General features: G+C 39.9%; 21 protein-coding genes, 1 tRNA gene and 1 pseudogene. All 23 read right to left on the bottom strand.

Annotated elements, in window-relative coordinates; all coding sequences use genetic code 11:
• Position 1: 1 nt before the first annotated feature.
• Complete coding sequence (aroC, locus tag AC1DOK_RS01550; RefSeq protein WP_477552459.1) at positions 2-1,162, bottom strand: chorismate synthase; 1,161 nt, start codon at positions 1,160-1,162, stop codon at positions 2-4.
• 180 nt (positions 1,163-1,342) lie between these two features.
• Positions 1,343-1,513, bottom strand: a complete 171-nt coding sequence (locus AC1DOK_RS01545) for a hypothetical protein (protein ID WP_477552458.1) — start codon at positions 1,511-1,513, stop codon at positions 1,343-1,345.
• Positions 1,514-1,613: 100 nt separating this feature from the next.
• Positions 1,614-2,432, bottom strand: coding sequence for a CheR family methyltransferase (locus AC1DOK_RS01540; RefSeq protein WP_477552457.1), 819 nt, complete (start codon positions 2,430-2,432; stop codon positions 1,614-1,616).
• A gap of 29 nt (positions 2,433-2,461) precedes the next feature.
• Complete coding sequence (gene ndk / locus AC1DOK_RS01535) at positions 2,462-2,905, bottom strand: nucleoside-diphosphate kinase (protein WP_477552456.1); 444 nt, start codon at positions 2,903-2,905, stop codon at positions 2,462-2,464.
• 136 nt (positions 2,906-3,041) lie between these two features.
• A complete protein-coding gene (hepT, locus tag AC1DOK_RS01530; protein ID WP_477552455.1) occupies positions 3,042-4,016 on the bottom strand; it encodes a heptaprenyl diphosphate synthase component II in 975 nt (324 codons plus the stop codon).
• A 35-nt stretch (positions 4,017-4,051) separates the two neighbouring features.
• Entirely contained in the window at positions 4,052-4,885 is an 834-nt protein-coding gene (locus tag AC1DOK_RS01525) for a menaquinone biosynthesis protein (RefSeq protein ID WP_477552454.1), read from the bottom strand.
• Positions 4,878-5,462: a UbiX family flavin prenyltransferase gene (locus AC1DOK_RS01520; RefSeq protein ID WP_477552453.1), complete on the bottom strand. Its 585-nt coding sequence runs from the start codon at positions 5,460-5,462 to the stop codon at positions 4,878-4,880. Before AC1DOK_RS01520 ends, AC1DOK_RS01525 begins: the two co-directional genes overlap by 8 nt.
• A 7-nt stretch (positions 5,463-5,469) precedes the next feature.
• Positions 5,470-6,339: a UbiA-like polyprenyltransferase gene (locus tag AC1DOK_RS01515; protein WP_477552452.1), complete on the bottom strand. Its 870-nt coding sequence runs from the start codon at positions 6,337-6,339 to the stop codon at positions 5,470-5,472.
• A 29-nt stretch (positions 6,340-6,368) separates the two neighbouring features.
• On the bottom strand, positions 6,369-7,073 hold the full coding sequence (locus AC1DOK_RS01510) for a demethylmenaquinone methyltransferase (protein ID WP_477552451.1): 705 nt from the start codon (positions 7,071-7,073) through the stop codon (positions 6,369-6,371).
• Between the two features lie 27 nt (positions 7,074-7,100).
• Positions 7,101-7,964, bottom strand: a complete 864-nt coding sequence (locus tag AC1DOK_RS01505; protein WP_477552450.1) for a heptaprenyl diphosphate synthase component 1 — start codon at positions 7,962-7,964, stop codon at positions 7,101-7,103.
• Between the two features lie 108 nt (positions 7,965-8,072).
• Entirely contained in the window at positions 8,073-8,594 is a 522-nt protein-coding gene (locus AC1DOK_RS01500) for a hypothetical protein (RefSeq protein WP_477552449.1), read from the bottom strand.
• Positions 8,595-8,655: 61 nt separating this feature from the next.
• Positions 8,656-8,877, bottom strand: coding sequence for a trp RNA-binding attenuation protein MtrB (gene mtrB, locus AC1DOK_RS01495; protein WP_477552448.1), 222 nt, complete (start codon positions 8,875-8,877; stop codon positions 8,656-8,658).
• 101 nt (positions 8,878-8,978) lie between these two features.
• Positions 8,979-9,052 (bottom strand) — tRNA-Pro (locus AC1DOK_RS01490).
• A gap of 109 nt (positions 9,053-9,161) precedes the next feature.
• Positions 9,162-10,202, bottom strand: a complete 1,041-nt coding sequence (locus tag AC1DOK_RS01485) for an HD-GYP domain-containing protein (protein WP_477552447.1) — start codon at positions 10,200-10,202, stop codon at positions 9,162-9,164.
• 182 nt (positions 10,203-10,384) lie between these two features.
• Positions 10,385-10,669: pseudogene (locus tag AC1DOK_RS01480) on the bottom strand (HU family DNA-binding protein); the annotation flags it as partial.
• Between the two features lie 389 nt (positions 10,670-11,058).
• Entirely contained in the window at positions 11,059-12,537 is a 1,479-nt protein-coding gene (gene spoIVA / locus AC1DOK_RS01475) for a stage IV sporulation protein A (RefSeq protein ID WP_477552446.1), read from the bottom strand.
• A gap of 244 nt (positions 12,538-12,781) precedes the next feature.
• Positions 12,782-13,522 carry a hypothetical protein gene (locus AC1DOK_RS01470; RefSeq protein ID WP_477552445.1) on the bottom strand — a complete coding sequence of 247 codons (741 nt, stop codon included), beginning with the start codon at positions 13,520-13,522 and terminating at the stop codon, positions 12,782-12,784.
• Positions 13,523-13,549: 27 nt separating this feature from the next.
• The gene (locus tag AC1DOK_RS01465; RefSeq protein ID WP_477552444.1) at positions 13,550-13,906 is read right to left on the bottom strand and encodes a 2Fe-2S iron-sulfur cluster-binding protein; all 357 of its coding nucleotides are present in this window, start codon (positions 13,904-13,906) and stop codon (positions 13,550-13,552) included.
• 71 nt (positions 13,907-13,977) lie between these two features.
• The gene (locus tag AC1DOK_RS01460) at positions 13,978-14,157 is read right to left on the bottom strand and encodes a DUF2768 family protein (protein ID WP_477552443.1); all 180 of its coding nucleotides are present in this window, start codon (positions 14,155-14,157) and stop codon (positions 13,978-13,980) included.
• Positions 14,158-14,432: 275 nt separating this feature from the next.
• Positions 14,433-14,711, bottom strand: coding sequence for a stage VI sporulation protein F (locus AC1DOK_RS01455; RefSeq protein ID WP_477552442.1), 279 nt, complete (start codon positions 14,709-14,711; stop codon positions 14,433-14,435).
• A gap of 119 nt (positions 14,712-14,830) precedes the next feature.
• Positions 14,831-15,871, bottom strand: coding sequence for an NAD(P)H-dependent glycerol-3-phosphate dehydrogenase (locus AC1DOK_RS01450; RefSeq protein ID WP_477552441.1), 1,041 nt, complete (start codon positions 15,869-15,871; stop codon positions 14,831-14,833).
• A gap of 30 nt (positions 15,872-15,901) precedes the next feature.
• Positions 15,902-16,489, bottom strand: coding sequence for a glycerol-3-phosphate 1-O-acyltransferase PlsY (gene plsY / locus AC1DOK_RS01445; RefSeq protein WP_477552440.1), 588 nt, complete (start codon positions 16,487-16,489; stop codon positions 15,902-15,904).
• Positions 16,490-16,501: 12 nt separating this feature from the next.
• Positions 16,502-17,824 (bottom strand): ribosome biogenesis GTPase Der, encoded by a 1,323-nt coding sequence (der, locus tag AC1DOK_RS01440; RefSeq protein ID WP_477552439.1) that lies wholly within the window; start codon positions 17,822-17,824, stop codon positions 16,502-16,504.
• Between the last annotated feature and the right edge of the window lie 68 nt (positions 17,825-17,892).

Raw genomic sequence — 17,892 nt, 5'->3', positions numbered from 1 at the left:
TTTAGTATCCCTCCACTTGTTTGCGGTATTGCTCTAAATTGTTACGAATTTCTTCTAGAGAATCTCCGCCAAACTTCTCCATAAATGCTTGTGCGATTTCCCAAGCAATAACATTCTCCATAATGACTGCTGCTGCAGGCACAGCGCAAGTATCTGAACGTTCTACCTGTGCAGTGAACGGTTCTTTCGTATCAATATCAACACTCGGCAATGGCTTATACAAAGTTGAAATTGGCTTCATTACACCGCGTACAATGATAGGTGCTCCATTAGTCATACCACCTTCAAAGCCACCCGCATTATTAGACGAACGGTAGTATCCACGATCTTCCGAATACATAATCGGATCATGAACTTTGGATCCTGGACGCTGTGCCATCTCAAAACCAAGACCAAATTCAACACCTTTGAAGGCTTGGATTGAAACTACAGCTTGTGCGATTCTTCCATCTAACTTGCGGTCCCATTGAACATGACTACCTAAACCAACAGACACACCTTCGACGATAACTTCAACAATTCCACCAAGCGTATCACCTGCAGCTTTGGCTACATCAATTGCAGCGATCATAGCTGCTTCTGCATCCTTGTCTGTCACTCGAACGGGAGATTCCTCTGTAATCTCGATGAGTTCATCGATTGGTAAATCGCTTCTCTGCGCTACTACATCACCAATTCTGATAACTTGACAAGCAAGCTTAATTCCGAATTGCGCAAGCAATTGTTTGGCAATTGCCCCAACTGCTACACGCATTGTTGTTTCACGTGCAGATGAACGTTCTAGAATGTTACGCAAATCCTTCTGATTATATTTTAATCCGCCACTTAAATCAGCGTGGCCAGGTCTAGGTCTATGTACACGTCTCTTCGCTTCACCATCTTCGATCGGTTCAACATTCATGATGGCAGTCCAGCTTTTAAAATCCTTGTTCACAACTTCAAGCGCGATTGGAGCTCCTGTTGTTCTGCCGTGTCTTACTCCACCCACAATGTTCGCTGTATCTTTCTCTATAAGCATCCGGCGACCACGACCATGACCTTTCTGACGACGACCAAGCTGAAAGTTTATTGCTTCAAAATCTATCTCCACATTGCTCGGCATTCCCTCAATAATTGCAGTTAACTGTGGACCATGTGTTTCACCTGCTGTCAAATATCTCATCGTAATCTCTCCTCTTTCATAACTTCTGATTAACTCCTAAGTCTATCACACTTTATTACATCAATGCGCTAATTTTATGCATATTATAAAAGAAAATTGAATAAAAAGAAAGAACACGCCAATGCCGGTTAGACAAAAGCGTGTTCATATTAACGATTATTCGTCGTACTGTAATCCATCCTAGACGGTACCAGGAGCCATTTCTTTTGGAATGAAACCGGGTATCTCAGTCATCTCAGGCTCGTTCATTAATCCAATAACATTTATGGAGTCTACTCCCAAAATCTGTGCGCATTCCTGCATCGTAATGAATCCACGACGATAAGCAGAAATGACCTTTCTTTTATCCATCATATAACCTCCAGTGATGTCGTAAGGAACGGATTTCTTCCTATTTAACATAGTATTGGAATGATTGGGAAAGGTTATACACTCGAACCACATTATTACATTAATATACTTTCTGCCCAATATTAGATGGCGTACCCACTTCCACCTGTTTACGGTAAAAGAAAGTATCTACCGTTTCTAATTGATAATGAGCTGGATTAAATATTTGTTCAGTCGAGCCTACAAACAATAATCCACCGGGTTTCAATGCACGTGAAAATTTATGGAACAAGAGATCCTTAGCTTCATCCGTAAAGTAAATAATTACATTCCGACAAACAATCAAATCAAACTCATTTTCAAAAGAATCAACGAGAAGATTCTGTTTCTTGAAAGTAACTTGTTTCTTCAATTCATCCGTAATATAAATGAGCTCATCTTGTTGACGAAAATATTTATGCAGGTAGGGTGCAGGCACTTCACGAACAGATCGAACTAAATACTCGCCTTGTCGTGCTTTATCAAGCGCTTGCTCATCGATATCAGAAGCAAGTAAATACGCATCATTCAAAGCATGCTTCTCAGCTAATATCATAGCTAATGTATAAGGTTCTTCGCCAGTTGAACAAGCAGCACTCCAAACCTTCAGCCTTCGATTATTAGCCAATAACTCTGGTAAAAATCGATCTACTAGAATAGACCAACGATAACTGTTCCGCCAAAATTCTGACACATTTATCGTCATTCTGTCTAGGAATTCATTCAAAAGCGTTTTGTTTTGCTTCATCGCTTCGAAATAAGCCGAAAAAGTATCAAAACCACGTTTAATACGAAGTGTCGTTAACCGTCGCTTCATCTGGGTCTCTTTGTATTGTGCTAGATCTATCGAAGTGTACGCTTTAATAGCTTCAACAAAACGTGTAAAATCGCGATCCTCCATGTGCCTACACACCTCTGCAAAATAATATGTTACATCCAGCTTTGAATTTCACGCGTATAATCAAGTATTTCTTCTGGTTTAAAGAAATTATTGATTTCTTTCTCAGCATTTTCTGGGGAATCTGATCCATGAATCAAATTCATGCCTGTATGTAATGCGAAGTCACCACGAATTGTGCCTGGTGCAGCATCAAGAACATTCGTTTTACCCATAAGTGTACGTGAAAGAGTGATTACTTGATCTCCTTGCCATACCATTGCGAATACAGGACCTGATGTAATGAAATCAATCAACTCACCAAAAAATGATTTGCTTGCAAGGTCCGCATAATGCTTCTCAGCTTGTTCTCTGCTAATTGTCATTAGTTTAGCGCCAACAAGTTGAAATCCTTTGCTCTCAAGACGTTTAACTATTTCCCCTACTAAACCGCGTTGAACACCGTCAGGTTTAACCATTAGGAATGTTTTTTCCATGAAAAAATGCCTCCATTGTATGTTAAAGTTGAAATACCAGTTTTAACTATACAATGCAAGCGTTTAATTAGCAATTGAAAAGAGTGATTGTTCACAAGATTCAGGAAAAGTCTGAATAATTGATGATATTTTGGCTTTAATAGGAACGTTCTCCTATAAAATGGGCAATTTCTTTCAATTCGCGCTTTGCTAAGATATCAGGTAAATCATCAAGAGAAGCAATTGCTTTCGTGATATATCGCTGAGCTAAATGACTAGCTCTGTCGATACCATCCGAGCTTTTCACCATTTGAATAACTGGGGATATATTCATCTGACCATCTGTCTCCTGGATGAGTTGTAATTCTCCCCGTATTGCTAGACTTAGTGCAGGGTCTTGCAATGCATAAATAACAGGCAACGTAATATTGCCCTGTTTAAGATCACTGCCTGGCGGCTTGCCAATTTCCTTCTCAGTTCCACATAGATCAAGAATATCATCACGTATTTGGAATGCCATACCGACATAATACCCAAAATCGTACAGTTTGCGAGAAGCATAATCCGAAGCACCAGCTGCAATCGCACCTAATTGACAAGAAATAGCTATTAAAAGTGCTGTTTTGCGTTTAATACGAAGTAGATAATCTCGCAGTCTTTGATTGGTATCATAGAAGAAACGAATTTGTTCCATTTCACCTATACACACTTCGACCATCGCATTAGACATAATCTGATGTAGAGCTGGGTTCTTGATATTCGTCAATTCTTGAAGTGCTTTAGCAATAATATAATCGCCTGTGTACATAGCTATTCGATTATCCCATTTGGTACGAACAGTCAATTGCCCTCTTCTTGTGTTAGCATCATCAATTACATCATCATGGACTAACGAAGCCATATGTATAAGTTCTAAAGATACTGCCACATGCTGAATCTGGGTGATGCTATACGTTCCAAACTCCCCACCGAGCATTACAAATACAGGACGTATTCGTTTGCCTCCTGCTTTAAGTAAGTGTAAGGAGGCATCGTACAGCAAGGCATATTCAGATCGAATTGTCGCTTCAAGCTGCTTTTCAATAATATCTATTTCTTTTTTCTTACGTGAATAAATGTCCGTCAGTTTCATTCCGTCACCCATGTCACTAATTTTTCTGACTAAATTTAGAGAAGCTTGAGCGGTACTCGCTTAGACAGAAGTCCGAGTTCCCAAGCGTATCGATAATATAAATTCAGTCCTTCCCATTGTTCAGAACCAAAATCATAACACAAATCATTAAAATAATGAAGCCAATAACTCTCTGTTCCACCTATACTCGCCTGGGCATCATGAATCATGGAAGCCGGATCTGCAAGTGATTGTTGTTTACTATGTATAAATGCCTGGTGTAAATTATCAATGAGCTCTGGATACTGACGAACTGCTTCTTCTCGAATTGCCCATACGGCAAATGTCATCCCTTTGCCTGTCCATTTTCTCCATTCTTGCCCAAGATCTGTTACCATATACCCCGTTTCCGTCCAGCTTGCACGGATAGCATCGTCCCCTATCAACAAGGCACCATCATGCTCTTTCATCATTTCATCAAGATTAGGGCTACTTGTCGTATATTCAGGCGTACCACCATAAAACTTCTGTATGATGATTTTCAGTAAGTTCACTGAAGTAGCTGAAGCACTAGTTAAGGCAATGCGACCATTCTTTATTTGATCGAGCGGTTTACGATGAAATAGAAGGATAGAGTTGACTTCATTCTTCGCACTAACGGATAACTCTGGACACAATACATATGAATCATAGTTTTCTCCGTAAGCGAATGAAGAGATCGGCCCCATATCAATATCACCTGATGCCATAGCTTTGTTTAAGGTTGAAGGCACCTGTTCAATAAACTGAACCGAATCACCAAACTTTGCAAATGGAAAATAATAAAAAATAGGCCAAACGTTCGAATAAGTAATCCGTCCGACCCTAATCTGTGCAGATTGTTTATTCATGTTTATCTCCCCATCTAGTAAACAATTTATGTTCAATTCCCATATTGTCTAATACTTTACCGACTAGAAAATCAACAATATCATCAATTGTTTTGGGACCATAATAATAAGCTGGCATAGCAGGAATCAATCGTACGCCCATCCGAGTTAGTGTTAGCATATTCTCCAAATGAATCGCATGTAAGGGGGTTTCCCTTGGAACAATAATGAGCTTACGACCTTCCTTTAACATCACATCTGCAGCACGTTCTAGCAAATTCCCAGAAGCGGCATGTGCAATACCTGATAAAGTCCCCATTGAACAAGGTATAATTACTAGTCCTTCAACAAGATAGGAGCCTGAAGCAATACTTGCTCCAATATCTACAATCTTGTGGTATTCAAACGTGCCTGGAAACGAACTAAACCGTTGTTCGATTGTCTCCCTGCGTTCACCTAATTCTTCATTCAGAACACGCCAGCCAGCGTCTGTTACAAGCAGATGCAGGTGGTGTCCTTTATTCAATAACTCTTCACATAGTCTGATCCCGTAAATAGCTCCACTTGCTCCTGTAATTCCAACAGCCCAAGCTTTCATATTCTGTCTACCTCACTAATACCAAGTCTATAAATGTAAAAGAGAATACAACTAAGCTTAACACGCCATTCATCATGAAAAACGCAGCATTGAGCTTTGACAAATCATTTGGTGATACTAATCGATGTTCATAAATTAAAATCATATAAGCAATAATAAGACCAATTAAATAAACAAAACTCAAATTAGTCATAAAAAACATCGTTAAAAGTCCAATAGCGGTTAAGATATGAAACAACCGTGCAATGAATAACCCCTTTGAAACTCCAAACCGGCTTGGAATGGAATAAACACCCGTAGATCTTTCAGACTCAGCGTCTTGGCATGCATAAATGATATCAAATCCTGCAGTCCAAAGTGCGATTGTGAAATAAAGGACCAGAGATACACCATTGACTTCTCCTGTAACGGCTACCCAGCCACCCATAGGGCCCATTGCAATTGTTAAGCCAAGGACAATATGACATAACCAAGTAAATCGTTTGGTATAGGAATAGAATACTAGGAAAACAACAGCGATTGGTAATAACTTCATCGATAACGGATTTAAATTATAGGTTGCCCAAAAGAATAGAACAAAAGATATAATGACGAACAACATGGTAGTTCCCACTGATATAAGTCCTGTTGGAATCGCTCTCCCTGCTGTACGAGGGTTCTTGCTATCGATCGCTTTATCAATAATGCGATTAAGTCCCATAGCAGCTGTTCTTGCACCAACCATAGCAAGTGTAACCCAGCCAATTTGCGACCAGGAAGGTAAAGTATTAAACACTACCACTGAACCAAGGAGTGCTCCCATAAAGGCAAATGGTAGTGCGAAGATCGAGTGTTCAAACTTAATCATTTCTAGAAAAATCTTAACTTTATTCCACATAATTAGATCTACACTCCCAAATCATACGTTCATTTATCTCCTATATGCAAGGCAGCAATTCCACCAAACAAAGCGTAAACTTCCACTTCTTTAAGTCCTGTTTCTCTAAAAATAGTAGCTAATTGCTTATGATCCGGGAAAACTGCTAGTGACTCAGGCAACCAGCGGTACTGCTCATATCGATTAGCAATCAGTTTACCAAGCAACGGTAATACTTTCTGAAAATAGAAATAATAGATTCCTTTAAATGGCTGCCAAGTAGGCTTGGACAATTCCAGGCAAACTACTTTTCCTCCTGGCTTAACCACTCTACGCATTTCTTTTAACACTTGATGAAGATCAGGAACATTCCGAAGTCCGAAACCAATCGTTACATAATCAAATGAATTATCTTCAAAAGGTAAACTCATTGCATTACCCTGAATCAGATTAATTTGCTGCTGTAATCCAGCAGAAGTAACTTTACGCTTACCAACTTCAAGCATATTCTGAGAAAAATCCAGACCGACGATACGACCAGTGTCACTAGCTTGTGCTAGTGAAATTGTCCAATCGCAAGTACCACAGCATAGATCGAGTGCAGTTTGTCCTCTCTGAACATCCATTTTACGCATCGTAAACTTCCGCCAAGCCTTGTGACGACGGAAACTCGTAATATCGTTCATTAGATCATATTTGGGAGCAATGCTTTCAAACACCTCATGTACGAACTGCTCCTTGGATTTAACTTTCATTCTTCGCTCTCCTATAAAGTTCAGTTATTATATTTCGCTTGATACATGTGTTTTCGTGATAAAGCGTTTATATGGCTCTCCAATTAGCAGCAAGTCATTCTTTAAGCTCTCAGGTACACAATCATGAGCTTTCACACTATATGCCCTGTAACAGCTTTCTAACTGCTCGTTAAGATGAGATGAAATTCGGTATTTATGAACCATTGCTCGCAATTTAGTATAATCCCAGTCTCCATGCTGCAGGCCTTTACGATCTTCTCTCGAACCTTTGTGCATGATATACCAGAATCCGTAGCTCTCTCTAAAATCAGAAGCAGATTCCAATCTGTATAATTCTTCAAGTAAAACTTCACTGCGAATGAGTGAATCAACTATCTCTGGCCATACCGAGCGATTAGCCTCACTAATTAAATTCGTATATCCAAGGAGAAGTTGAGACTTCATCTGAACCTTAAGCTGTAGATACTCTTCAGCACGCAGGTGTAAACTTTTTATTTTCATATACAACATCATCTTCAAACGATTGGTTTCACAAATACTTGCCGATAGAATCTTGATTAGTTCGATGTCATTCGATTTAGACAATAGCTGGTAAAATCTCGAGGAGAAATAATCACCTGCAAGAACTTTAAGCTGCCTCTCACGTGAAGCTGACTTCTCCTTGTTGTCATTCGATACGGAGACCAAATCATGTGTATCCATACCCATCTGCAAAAGAGATACAACAAGCGTATATAATTCACTTGATTGCTTCATTTCTTCGTCTTTCTCTAGAAATGCATACAACAAGCGAGTCCTAGATTCTGGAATGTTAGGTAAGTCTGTATGAATTGTAATCATGTCGTAATCTGTATACTGTTTTGCGATTTCAGGAATTCGATATCCGCTCATGTAATCCTCCGTACCTTTTGCCGTTATCCAGCTAAATACATTTCAGATAATTATAGCACAGTCAAATGATTTGCGCACAATTCCTGTAATCCGTTACCATTCCAATTTTCAACTAGAAAATCGTCCCGACCACCTTGGTGTAAACATAATTTGAAAATTGGATTCCATTTCTTTACGATAAAAATTCGAACTTTTGTCAAACTTATTCGCAGATAAACCATTGGCATCATTGCGCTTTAGGTCAGTTGATAATAACAAGGTGTTCGTAGGATAGCTTCCGTCCGCATTCGGATCAGATTCAAACACTCGTACAAGCACTCGGTTCAAGTTAGTCGTTCGCTTTATTGTAGATTGAGCGACTTCATACAAATCATGATATACCGATGCCTTATCTGTTTTACTCGTTATAATTAAATCAATGGATAAAATCGTATGATTCAGCTTCACTTTACGAATCCGCATTTGAACAGGAACTCCCGCAATTAAATCAACCAGATTATCCTCATTCACGAATGTGACTCTCTGATCCTCTGCTGGATGTAAATAAAGTGTAGGAAACCACGACATTGCAATGATAATTCCAAATGAAATGGCCGCGATGGTCACAACCAGTATTAGCTTTTTCCACATACAAATGGCACCCCCTTACACCATTGTACAAAGAAAAAAAGCAGGCTATGCCTGCATCGCATTAATCTTCTGTATCAATTGTTCCAAACTTGGTATAAATGACAGCTTTACCTCTTACCTTAACCGCTGAAGTATGATCGGTAAATTGGGCTATCATCACTTCACCCTTGTCCAATTTCTCTGAATGATGAAAACGAGTATCTTGTCCACGAGTTAATCCGATAACGTGAACTCCGTTTTCTTTGGCTTTAATCACAAAATGATCATTTTGATTAGCTTCCACTTGACATATCCTCCTAAATAATAAATAAAAGACACTCCACCCTAATCACATTGCACTAAAATCAGAGCTGCAGTGTTTCCAGAGGTATGTCTTTCAACTTATCGGAGTAACACGATTTGAACGTGCGACCTCACCCACCCCAAGGGTGCGCGCTACCAGGCTGCGCTATACCCCGATGTTGTACCTCATGAATACGGTCTCATAAGTGGATAGAACCACTTAGATCCTCATATCTAACTCCAATTGTAAATTGGTCGTTGTCGAAAGTAAAGTAATTTGAGGAGCTAAGCAAGAACTTGTTCGATATGTATGGATGAATCTTTACTCAGATCCAGAAAGCGATCTTGTAGGTTAACAAGTGGATAGATGGGTGCATGAGGATTAATCATGACGATATTACCAATTCTTCCGTCAGTTAGTAACACATCATTACCAACGAGTGACTGCATCATTTTGTCCATAAACACATGAATAATGCGCGGATCGAATTCTCCAAATGAATTATGATGCATCAGTTTAAGCGTTTCATAGAAAGGTGATGCGTTCCGATAAGGCCGATCTGATGATACAGCATGGAATACATCAGCTACCGCGACGATTCTGCTGAATAAATCAATCTTGTCTCCGAGTATTCCAAATGGATAACCACTTCCATCATTGCGTTCATGATGCTGAAGTGCGACAAGTGCTTGGCGATGACTGAGCCCAACCGTATCCTTCAGCATCTCATAACCGAATATGGCATGTTTTTTCATCAATTCAAGTTCGCTAGGCTCAAGCTTCCCTTTCTTGTTCAGTAGTTCCATGGGAATCTTGACTTTACCAACATCATGCAGAGTGGCTGCAAGTGTAAGTTGAGCTAATTCAGAATCATTGAGCTTTATCCACTTACCTATTAGGTTAGATAGTATCCCTACTGCAATATTGTGACGGAACGTGTAGTCATCCTTTGACTGCAAGGAAGAGAATAATTTATAAAGACCTGGTTGTTCGGTCGTTTGGTTAATCATTGGAATAACCGTTTTTCGAATATCCATAAGAGGTACTTGCTTGCTATGACGCATCTCTGTAAAAATTTCTTCAACCTGGTAAGTAGATTCGTTCACAAGGTTATCGATGTCTACACTAGTACGCGCTTCTTCAAAAGCTTGATCTTGAAAATCATTCCTATTTAAGAAAACTTGATGCATTTCTAGTTTTCGAATTTGTTCTTCGTCGATTACAGTCATTGCAGGTACTATGAGCAAACCCGAAGTATTAAAAACATCTCGCTTCAATTGTTTACCGTAAACTCCACCTTGTAATTTAGGATGAAGAGAATGCATAGCATCACCTCTTTCTAATTTCAGTTATATTCATAATTTTCATAATAAACAATATATAACAAACAAACAATCTCTAATTTCGAGACCATTTGACTCTTTCAAACAGAAAAGAATGCAACAAAAAAACCGTGTAGGACTTCCGACACGGTTTTATTTGTCAACCAATATGTAGCAACAACGAATTATTGAATTCCGTCTTTAAGTGCTTTACCTGGTTTAAATGCTGGTATTTTACTAGCAGGAATTTCGATTTCTTGACCCGTTTGAGGATTACGCCCTTTACGAGCGGAACGCTCACGAACCTCAAAGTTACCGAATCCAACTAGTTGTACTTTATCCCCTTGTTGCAATGCGGAAGAAATAGCTTCAAATACAGCGTCAACTGCTTTTGTTGCATCTTTCTTAGATAGTTCAGAGGTCTCAGCCACTTTCGTGATCAATTCAGATTTGTTCATGCGATTCACCTCCTCCCAAAAGGAATGAAATTGCTTTTACTCCCTGTTTTCACCGATTTCCTATAAATTATACACGGAAAGCATGAAGAAACGAATAATCGTTCATATCAAGGTAAGCATATCCTATGGTTATATGTCTAGCTTCAGTTGTTGTTTTAGCTAATCAGATCAACTAAAACAATAAATTCATAGTAATATACCCGTATAGCAATTTCAAGTCCACAAACTCCTTTTCATAAAAAAAAGGAAAAAGCAGGAGGAAAGACTTACATAATTGTAAATATTTCTGATACAAAAATAGCACAAAAGTAACATGTTAGAATTATATAAATTTATACTTAATTATTGGGCCAATAAAAAGACTGCTGACAACTAAGTGTCAACAGCTTCTTAGATACAAGCTATAGTATAATCGCGATTAAACCACCTGAACCCTCATTAATAATTCGTCCCAATGTTTCTTGGAGCTTATATCTTGCGTTATCAGGCATCATAGCGAGCTTACCTTGTATTCCTTCTCGAACGATCGAATGCAGTGATCTTCCAAAAATATCAGATTCCCAAATTTTGAGTGGATTATCCTCGAAATCCTGCATGAGATAACGGACCAGCTCTTCACTTTGCTTCTCTGTACCGATAATTGGTGAGAACTCAGATTCAACATCTACACGAATCATATGAATCGATGGCGCAGTTGCCTTGAGTCTGACACCAAATCGTGAGCCCTGCCTGATCAGTTCTGGCTCGTCTAAAGCCATTTCTGCTAAGGTAGGAGGTGCAATTCCATAACCCGTCGTCTTGACCATCTCTAGCGCTTCTGCAAACTGATCGTATTCACGCTTAGCGTGCGTAAATTCCTGCATCAGCTGCAGTAAATGATCCTTACCACGAATTTCTACACCAACAACTTCCATTAGAATCTTATCGTACAGTTCATCTGGCGCATACAGATCGATCTCTGCAACACCTTGCCCCATATTCATACCAGCGAGAGCAGCTCGATCAATAAATTCATATTCATTGAACTGACTAACTACGCGATCAACATCACGGAGTCGTCTGATATCCTGTACTGTCTCACGAACAGAATTCTCGAAATTTCCACGAAGCCAGTGCTTCTCATTTAGTACCATGACCCAGCTAGGTAGATTAACGTTAACTTCATGAACCGGGAATTCATATAGAACTTCCCGTAGAACAGAGATCATCTCTTCTTCGCCTGCAGTTGCAACACTCATTGTAACGACAGGAATATCATATTTGGCTTGAAGATCAGTTCTCATCTCTTGCGCGTGATCACTAAACGGCTTGAGAGAGTTAATAATGACGATGAAGGGTTTACCTACTTCTTTCAATTCAGCAATCACGCGTTCTTCAGCTAGCACATACGATGATCTTGGAATATCCGAAATTGTACCATCAGTTGTTACAACAACACCGAGTGTGGAATGCTCTTGAATGACTTTACGAGTACCGATTTCAGCTGCTTCTTGGAACGGTATCGGTTCATCAAACCATGGTGTAGAAATCATTCTTGGTCCATTCTCGTCCTCATAGCCTTTAGCGCCATCCACCGTGTATCCAACGCAATCTACCAAACGTACATTGACGTTCAAGCCTTCAGCAACTGAAATTTGCACCGCAGTATTCGGAACAAACTTAGGCTCTGTTGTCATTATCGTTCTTCCCGCAGCACTTTGTGGAAGTTCATCTATCGCTCTTATGCGATCACTTTCACTTTGAATGTTAGGGAGTACGATTGATTCCATAAATCGTTTAATAAAGGTTGATTTACCCGTACGGACTGCACCAACGACACCTAAGTAAATGTCTCCTCCAGTTCGTTCTGCAATATCCTTAAAAATATCCACTTTTTCCAATGAAGTCCCCTCCTAGCAGGATTCGCCTACTTTTCGTAGGAAAATGCTTCTTCACATTTTATAATGGTGAAGCTATTTCCTCTTGACACGCTACTATGATAGAAATATATGTACAGGTAGTAGAAATATGATTGTTTCCCTTAAAAATATATGTGTTTACTGTCAACTTATTCTGAACAATTGAGATAAACAAAAACACCCCTACCCTGCTTTCCCAAGCAAAGTAAAGGTGTAGCCCTATTTATTATTCATTTCGAGGTATTGGATGCCCTTCATCCCAATAATAAGGGACGGACTGAATAGGTACGAATGGCGTGTTATGGACGAGCAAGTCTCTTAAATCTTCTTTAGAGGTTAATTGACTTTGCAACCCTTTACTATCAATCAATTTCATTAAATCAAAAGCATACTCAATACTGACCACACCTGATTCCTCTATGAGAAAGTTTAATTCATTATTGCGATTATAAACGGAATTAACCTTTATTTTTTCTTGTTTCAATTGTTCTAGGTCAAGTGAATAGAAGTTTGCACTGATCTGCTTACCCAGAGGTAATTTACCATTATTTTCATTTCTATATGTATTCACTTTATCTTGGATTTGGTTAACGGCTTGATAAGAGGCGACATCGAGCAGCTTAACCTTGGGGTTCTCATCCGCATCAACAATAACATATATGTATCCACCGCCACTTTCGAAAGCATTCGCAGGTAATGTTGTAAGTAGACGGTATTGCTGTATTAATCCAAAATCAACTTTATACTTCTCATATAGCGGTGTATCCATTGTACTGTTCTTAATCGGGAGTATATGTCCCCCTTTCATTTCACGGTACTTGTCAATGGCACCTTGTACAACCGTTATGAATTCCTCAGGATTTGTTTGGTTTTGCTTAAGCTCATCCTTAGGGTAGAAGCACCCCGTCATGATTGTCATCATGCTAATAAGCAGAACAACGACTAAACCTTGGCTTATATGTTTCAACAGTGATCCAACACCTTTTATAAGTTATTAGGTAAACATCCAATCATCATCTTCTTTTTGCTTAGCTAACTGCTTACGTATCGCACTTTTGAGAGGATCTTCTGGAACTGTTACACTGACGTCCCCCTCTACCCTCGCCTGACAGGACAGTCTAACCCCTTGTAGTAATTCACTCCCAAGCTTCCTGCGTTCATTAAGAGCCGGCTCTGATAGCCCAGCTTGATCCTTATCAACATTCACTTTACACATCAAGCACGCGGCTTTACCGCCACAACGTGTTCGTATAGCAACACCAGCTCGTCTACTTGCGTCAAGCAGTGTAGTGCCTTGTTTTACCTTAGCCTTTTTACCCTCAGGCAGAAAGGTTACTTCTACCATATTCATTGCACATTATCCTCTACATATACATAATACTTCTAATAATAATTTCAACATAACACCTGAAATTTATGAAGTTAGACCAAAGAAACCACCATCATGGGCATTGCAATAATTAACATAGCAAAAGCAACGACTGATAATACGAACTTAACAGCCCCTTTTGTTCTTGTTCTGGCAAAAGTAATTAGCAAAGACGCCAAAACTAATAACAGGATCGCACCTAAAGAAATATACATTTTCGTCATACTTGACATAATTAATAATAACCTCCTAGAAACATAACCAGCTACTAATAATAAAATACTGAAAAATATAATAATCAAATAACAATCATTATAGCATTTAACAAATTCTTTGGAAAATGAACAAAAACGCACAAATACTTGTGTAACTGACTATCCATAAAGGAATATAGAGTAATGTTTTCCTTTCATTACAACAAATAAGCCTCCAAATCCACAATTAGAGTGGAAGTGAAGGCTTCATTCTCTCGAATCATTATTGCATGATCTACGAGACAGACTTAAGATTATTTTTTGAGTAATGCACCCATAAGCTGTGTGATGTTCGATCCGTCAAGATCACTAGATTTGACTGCATTGACAATCTCTTTAATAGTTTCTTCTGACACTGGAACATTCACAAGTGAAGCCACTTGATTAATTAACTGGCGAAGCTGAGCTTCACTCTTAACTGTTGAAGATTTTACACCGCTGGCTAATTTCTGTATATCTTTCTCGGAAACAGCCTTACCGGTTTTTTTCTTAACAGTGTTTAACACATTTTTAGAAAAATCCTTACTTGACATTTCAGCGCCTCCTTACATAAATGGACCCAAGCCTGCTGTTCGATTCCTTAGTCATTCAGCAACTCAGGTCCTGTCTATGGTATTATATGACGCCTTCATGTATACGTGTGGGCTGTGGATTACAACCACTCCGATTGTCCACTCTTAGCTACCTCTTCAAGCTCCCGCGTACGGACACGACCCATTAGAGCCTCCACAGCTTGCTTCGGCGGCTTGTTCTCGAACAAAACCCGGTAAAGTTCTGTCGTAATCGGCATCGTTACTTGATATTCAGCAGCTAAGGTGTAAGCTGCCTTCGTTGTTTTCACACCTTCAACGACCATTCCCATCTCTCTGAGAACATCCTCTAATGCCATCCCCTGGGCAAGCATGGAACCAGCACGCCAGTTCCGACTATGACTACTTGTACATGTCACGATCAAGTCCCCGACGCCAGCTAGGCCGGCAAATGTAAGCGGGTTAGCGCCCATATCAGCGCCTAGCCTCGCAATTTCAACTAGACCTCTTGTCATGAGCGCAGCCTTGGCGTTGTCACCAAAGCCAAGCCCATCCGACAGACCAGCTCCAAGCGCGATGATATTCTTAAGTGCTCCACCAACCTCGACACCAATAACGTCTGGATTTGTGTAAACACGGAAGTACGAATTAATAAATAAATCCTGCGCAGCTTCAGCACAATCATCGTCTTCTGATGCTACAACTATCGTTGTTGGATTACGGCGAATCACTTCTTCAGCGTGACTTGGACCAGACAACACAACGATTCGCTTGGAATCAATCTGTGGTAATTCTTCCGCAATTACCTGTGTCATCCGTTTAAGCGAGTCAGCTTCAAAGCCTTTAGTCGCATGTATGATCAGCATATCAGACTTAATATAAGGCTGCATTGCAGTTACAACCTCACGCATACCAGAAGAAGGAACAACAAGCAGAATTGCAGTTGCATTCTTAACGGCCTCTTCTAGAGAAGTTGTTGCTACGATCCGTTCAGACAACTTCGTCCCAGGCAAGAAGTGTTCATTCGTATGTAGCTCATTAATTTCTTTGACTTGTTCATTACGTCTAGACCAAAGCGCTACATCAATCTGGTTTTCCGCTAATACTGATGCAAGCGCTGTACCCCAAGAACCTGCTACTATGACCGCAACTTTTCTATTCATGACTTTAATTCCCCCATCGTTTATCACACCTTATTTCGCGCCGATCTTATTCTCCTTACCATGCGCGAGCTTAACAATGTTGCTACGATGCCTAATAAATGCAAACACACCGATGACTATACTTCCTATGATGATTTCATAAGGTTTGCCCATTATCCAAATAAAGATAGGTAGAAGTCCAGCAAAAATAAGAGAGCCAAGTGATACATATCGAGTAATGAATATAGAAATAATGGCAATAATCCCGGCAAACAGTGCCGGAAGAAAACTTAATGTCGCCATAGCGCCAATTGTGGTAGCAATTCCTTTGCCTCCACGGAATCCAAAGAAAATAGGCCAGTTATGGCCAGCAATGACAGCAAGAGCACACAAAACTGATACCCAAACTACATCTGTCATCCACATACCGATCCAAACAGCGATCATTGCCTTAAATACATCCAGTAGAAGAACCGCAATAGCGGGTCCTTTACCAAGAACGCGGAGCGTATTCGTTGCCCCCGCGTTTCCTGAACCATACTTACGAATATCGATTCCCTTAACAAATTTGGCAATAATGAAGCTAAAGCTGATTGAGCCTATCAAATAGCTGGCTACTATGGCTAATACGCTTTGCAAGAGCCCTCTCTCCTATTCATCCCCTGATTTTTTGCGAGTAAAGATTCGTATTGGCGTCCCTTCGAAACCGAAAGCTGCACGAATTTTATTTTCCAAAAAGCGTTCATATGAAAAATGCATAAGCTCTGGATCATTGACGAAAAACGCAAATGCAGGAGGTTTAACTGTAACTTGAGTCGCATAATTAATTCGTAATCTTCTACCTTTATCTGTAGGAGGTGGATTAAATGTCACAGCATCTGATACTACATCATTCAGTACATTCGTCTTAATCCGCATCGAGTGCTGCTCAGCTACCTGATCAACAATTGGGAGAATGCGATTCACACGTTGATGTGTTTTGGCTGATACAAATACAAGCGGAGCATAGGTCATGAACAAGAAATGATCGCGTATTTTTTGTGTGAATTGGTGTAGTGTTTTATCATCTTTCTCTACAACATCCCATTTGTTTACGACGAAAATAGCTGCTTTTCCTGCATCATGTGCATAACCAGCAATATGCTTGTCCTGCTCAATGATACCTTCTTCACCATTAATAACTACGAGCACCACATCTGCACGCTCAATTGCTTTAAGTGCACGCATAACAGAGTATTTCTCAATGTTCTCATATACTTTGCCTCGTTTACGCATACCCGCGGTATCAATGATCACATATTTCTGTCCATCTTTCTCAAACGTTGTATCAATCGCATCACGAGTGGTACCCGCTTCACTGGAGACGATAACTCTCTCTTCACCAAGAATAGCATTCACTAGTGATGATTTACCGACATTCGGTCGACCAATAAGAGCCACCTTAATGACCTCATCTCCATATTCCTCTTCTTGCTCATCCGGAAAATGCTTTGCGCATGCTTCCAGAAGATCTCCAATTCCAATCCCATGAGACCCTGATATTGCTACTGGATCTCCAAAGCCTAGGGAATAGAACTCATAAATTTCATCTTGACGTTTAAAATTATCTACCTTGTTAACAGCTAGCACTATGGGTTTACGTGAACGGAACAATAATTGTGCTACTTCTTCATCAGCCGGTGTAATACCTGCTTTTGCATCAACCATGAACACAATTACGTCAGCTTCTTCGATCGCAAGTTCGGCTTGTACACGCATAGATCTTAGAATCTCATTGTCACCTTCAAGCTCAATACCACCGGTATCAATGACACTATATTCTTTATCTAACCATTCGCCGATTCCATATAGACGATCTCGTGTAACTCCCGGTCTATCTTCAACAATGGCTAACCGATCACCTATCATACGGTTAAAAATCGTGGATTTGCCGACGTTAGGTCTTCCTACGATTGCGATAATGGGTCTGGCCATTCGTCCTCACTCCTTTATAAGTCAAAGCATCTTGCTCGCTTACAATTATTTAAGTTCACTATTTTCAC

The organism is Paenibacillus sp. P5_B5, from assembly GCF_056400365.1.
Note: the sequence above shows the minus strand (reverse complement) of the source record. Positions and strands in the feature narration are given on the sequence as shown.

Excerpts from the sequence above, each read along its gene's own strand:
- aroC (WP_477552459.1), bottom strand. The coding sequence starts at position 1,162 with ATGAGATATTTGACAGCAGGTGAAACACATGGTCCACAGTTAACTGCA.
- AC1DOK_RS01545 (WP_477552458.1), bottom strand. The coding sequence starts at position 1,513 with ATGGATAAAAGAAAGGTCATTTCTGCTTATCGTCGTGGATTCATTACG.
- AC1DOK_RS01540 (WP_477552457.1), bottom strand. The coding sequence starts at position 2,432 with ATGGAGGATCGCGATTTTACACGTTTTGTTGAAGCTATTAAAGCGTAC.
- ndk (WP_477552456.1), bottom strand. The coding sequence starts at position 2,905 with ATGGAAAAAACATTCCTAATGGTTAAACCTGACGGTGTTCAACGCGGT.
- hepT (WP_477552455.1), bottom strand. The coding sequence starts at position 4,016 with ATGAAACTGACGGACATTTATTCACGTAAGAAAAAAGAAATAGATATT.
- AC1DOK_RS01525 (WP_477552454.1), bottom strand. The coding sequence starts at position 4,885 with ATGAATAAACAATCTGCACAGATTAGGGTCGGACGGATTACTTATTCG.
- AC1DOK_RS01520 (WP_477552453.1), bottom strand. The coding sequence starts at position 5,462 with ATGAAAGCTTGGGCTGTTGGAATTACAGGAGCAAGTGGAGCTATTTAC.
- AC1DOK_RS01515 (WP_477552452.1), bottom strand. The coding sequence starts at position 6,339 with ATGTGGAATAAAGTTAAGATTTTTCTAGAAATGATTAAGTTTGAACAC.
- AC1DOK_RS01510 (WP_477552451.1), bottom strand. The coding sequence starts at position 7,073 with ATGAAAGTTAAATCCAAGGAGCAGTTCGTACATGAGGTGTTTGAAAGC.
- AC1DOK_RS01505 (WP_477552450.1), bottom strand. The coding sequence starts at position 7,964 with ATGAGCGGATATCGAATTCCTGAAATCGCAAAACAGTATACAGATTAC.
- AC1DOK_RS01500 (WP_477552449.1), bottom strand. The coding sequence starts at position 8,594 with ATGTGGAAAAAGCTAATACTGGTTGTGACCATCGCGGCCATTTCATTT.
- AC1DOK_RS01485 (WP_477552447.1), bottom strand. The coding sequence starts at position 10,202 with ATGCATTCTCTTCATCCTAAATTACAAGGTGGAGTTTACGGTAAACAA.
- AC1DOK_RS01465 (WP_477552444.1), bottom strand. The coding sequence starts at position 13,906 with ATGAATATGGTAGAAGTAACCTTTCTGCCTGAGGGTAAAAAGGCTAAG.
- AC1DOK_RS01460 (WP_477552443.1), bottom strand. The coding sequence starts at position 14,157 with ATGTCAAGTATGACGAAAATGTATATTTCTTTAGGTGCGATCCTGTTA.
- AC1DOK_RS01455 (WP_477552442.1), bottom strand. The coding sequence starts at position 14,711 with ATGTCAAGTAAGGATTTTTCTAAAAATGTGTTAAACACTGTTAAGAAA.
- AC1DOK_RS01450 (WP_477552441.1), bottom strand. The coding sequence starts at position 15,871 with ATGAATAGAAAAGTTGCGGTCATAGTAGCAGGTTCTTGGGGTACAGCG.
- der (WP_477552439.1), bottom strand. The coding sequence starts at position 17,824 with ATGGCCAGACCCATTATCGCAATCGTAGGAAGACCTAACGTCGGCAAA.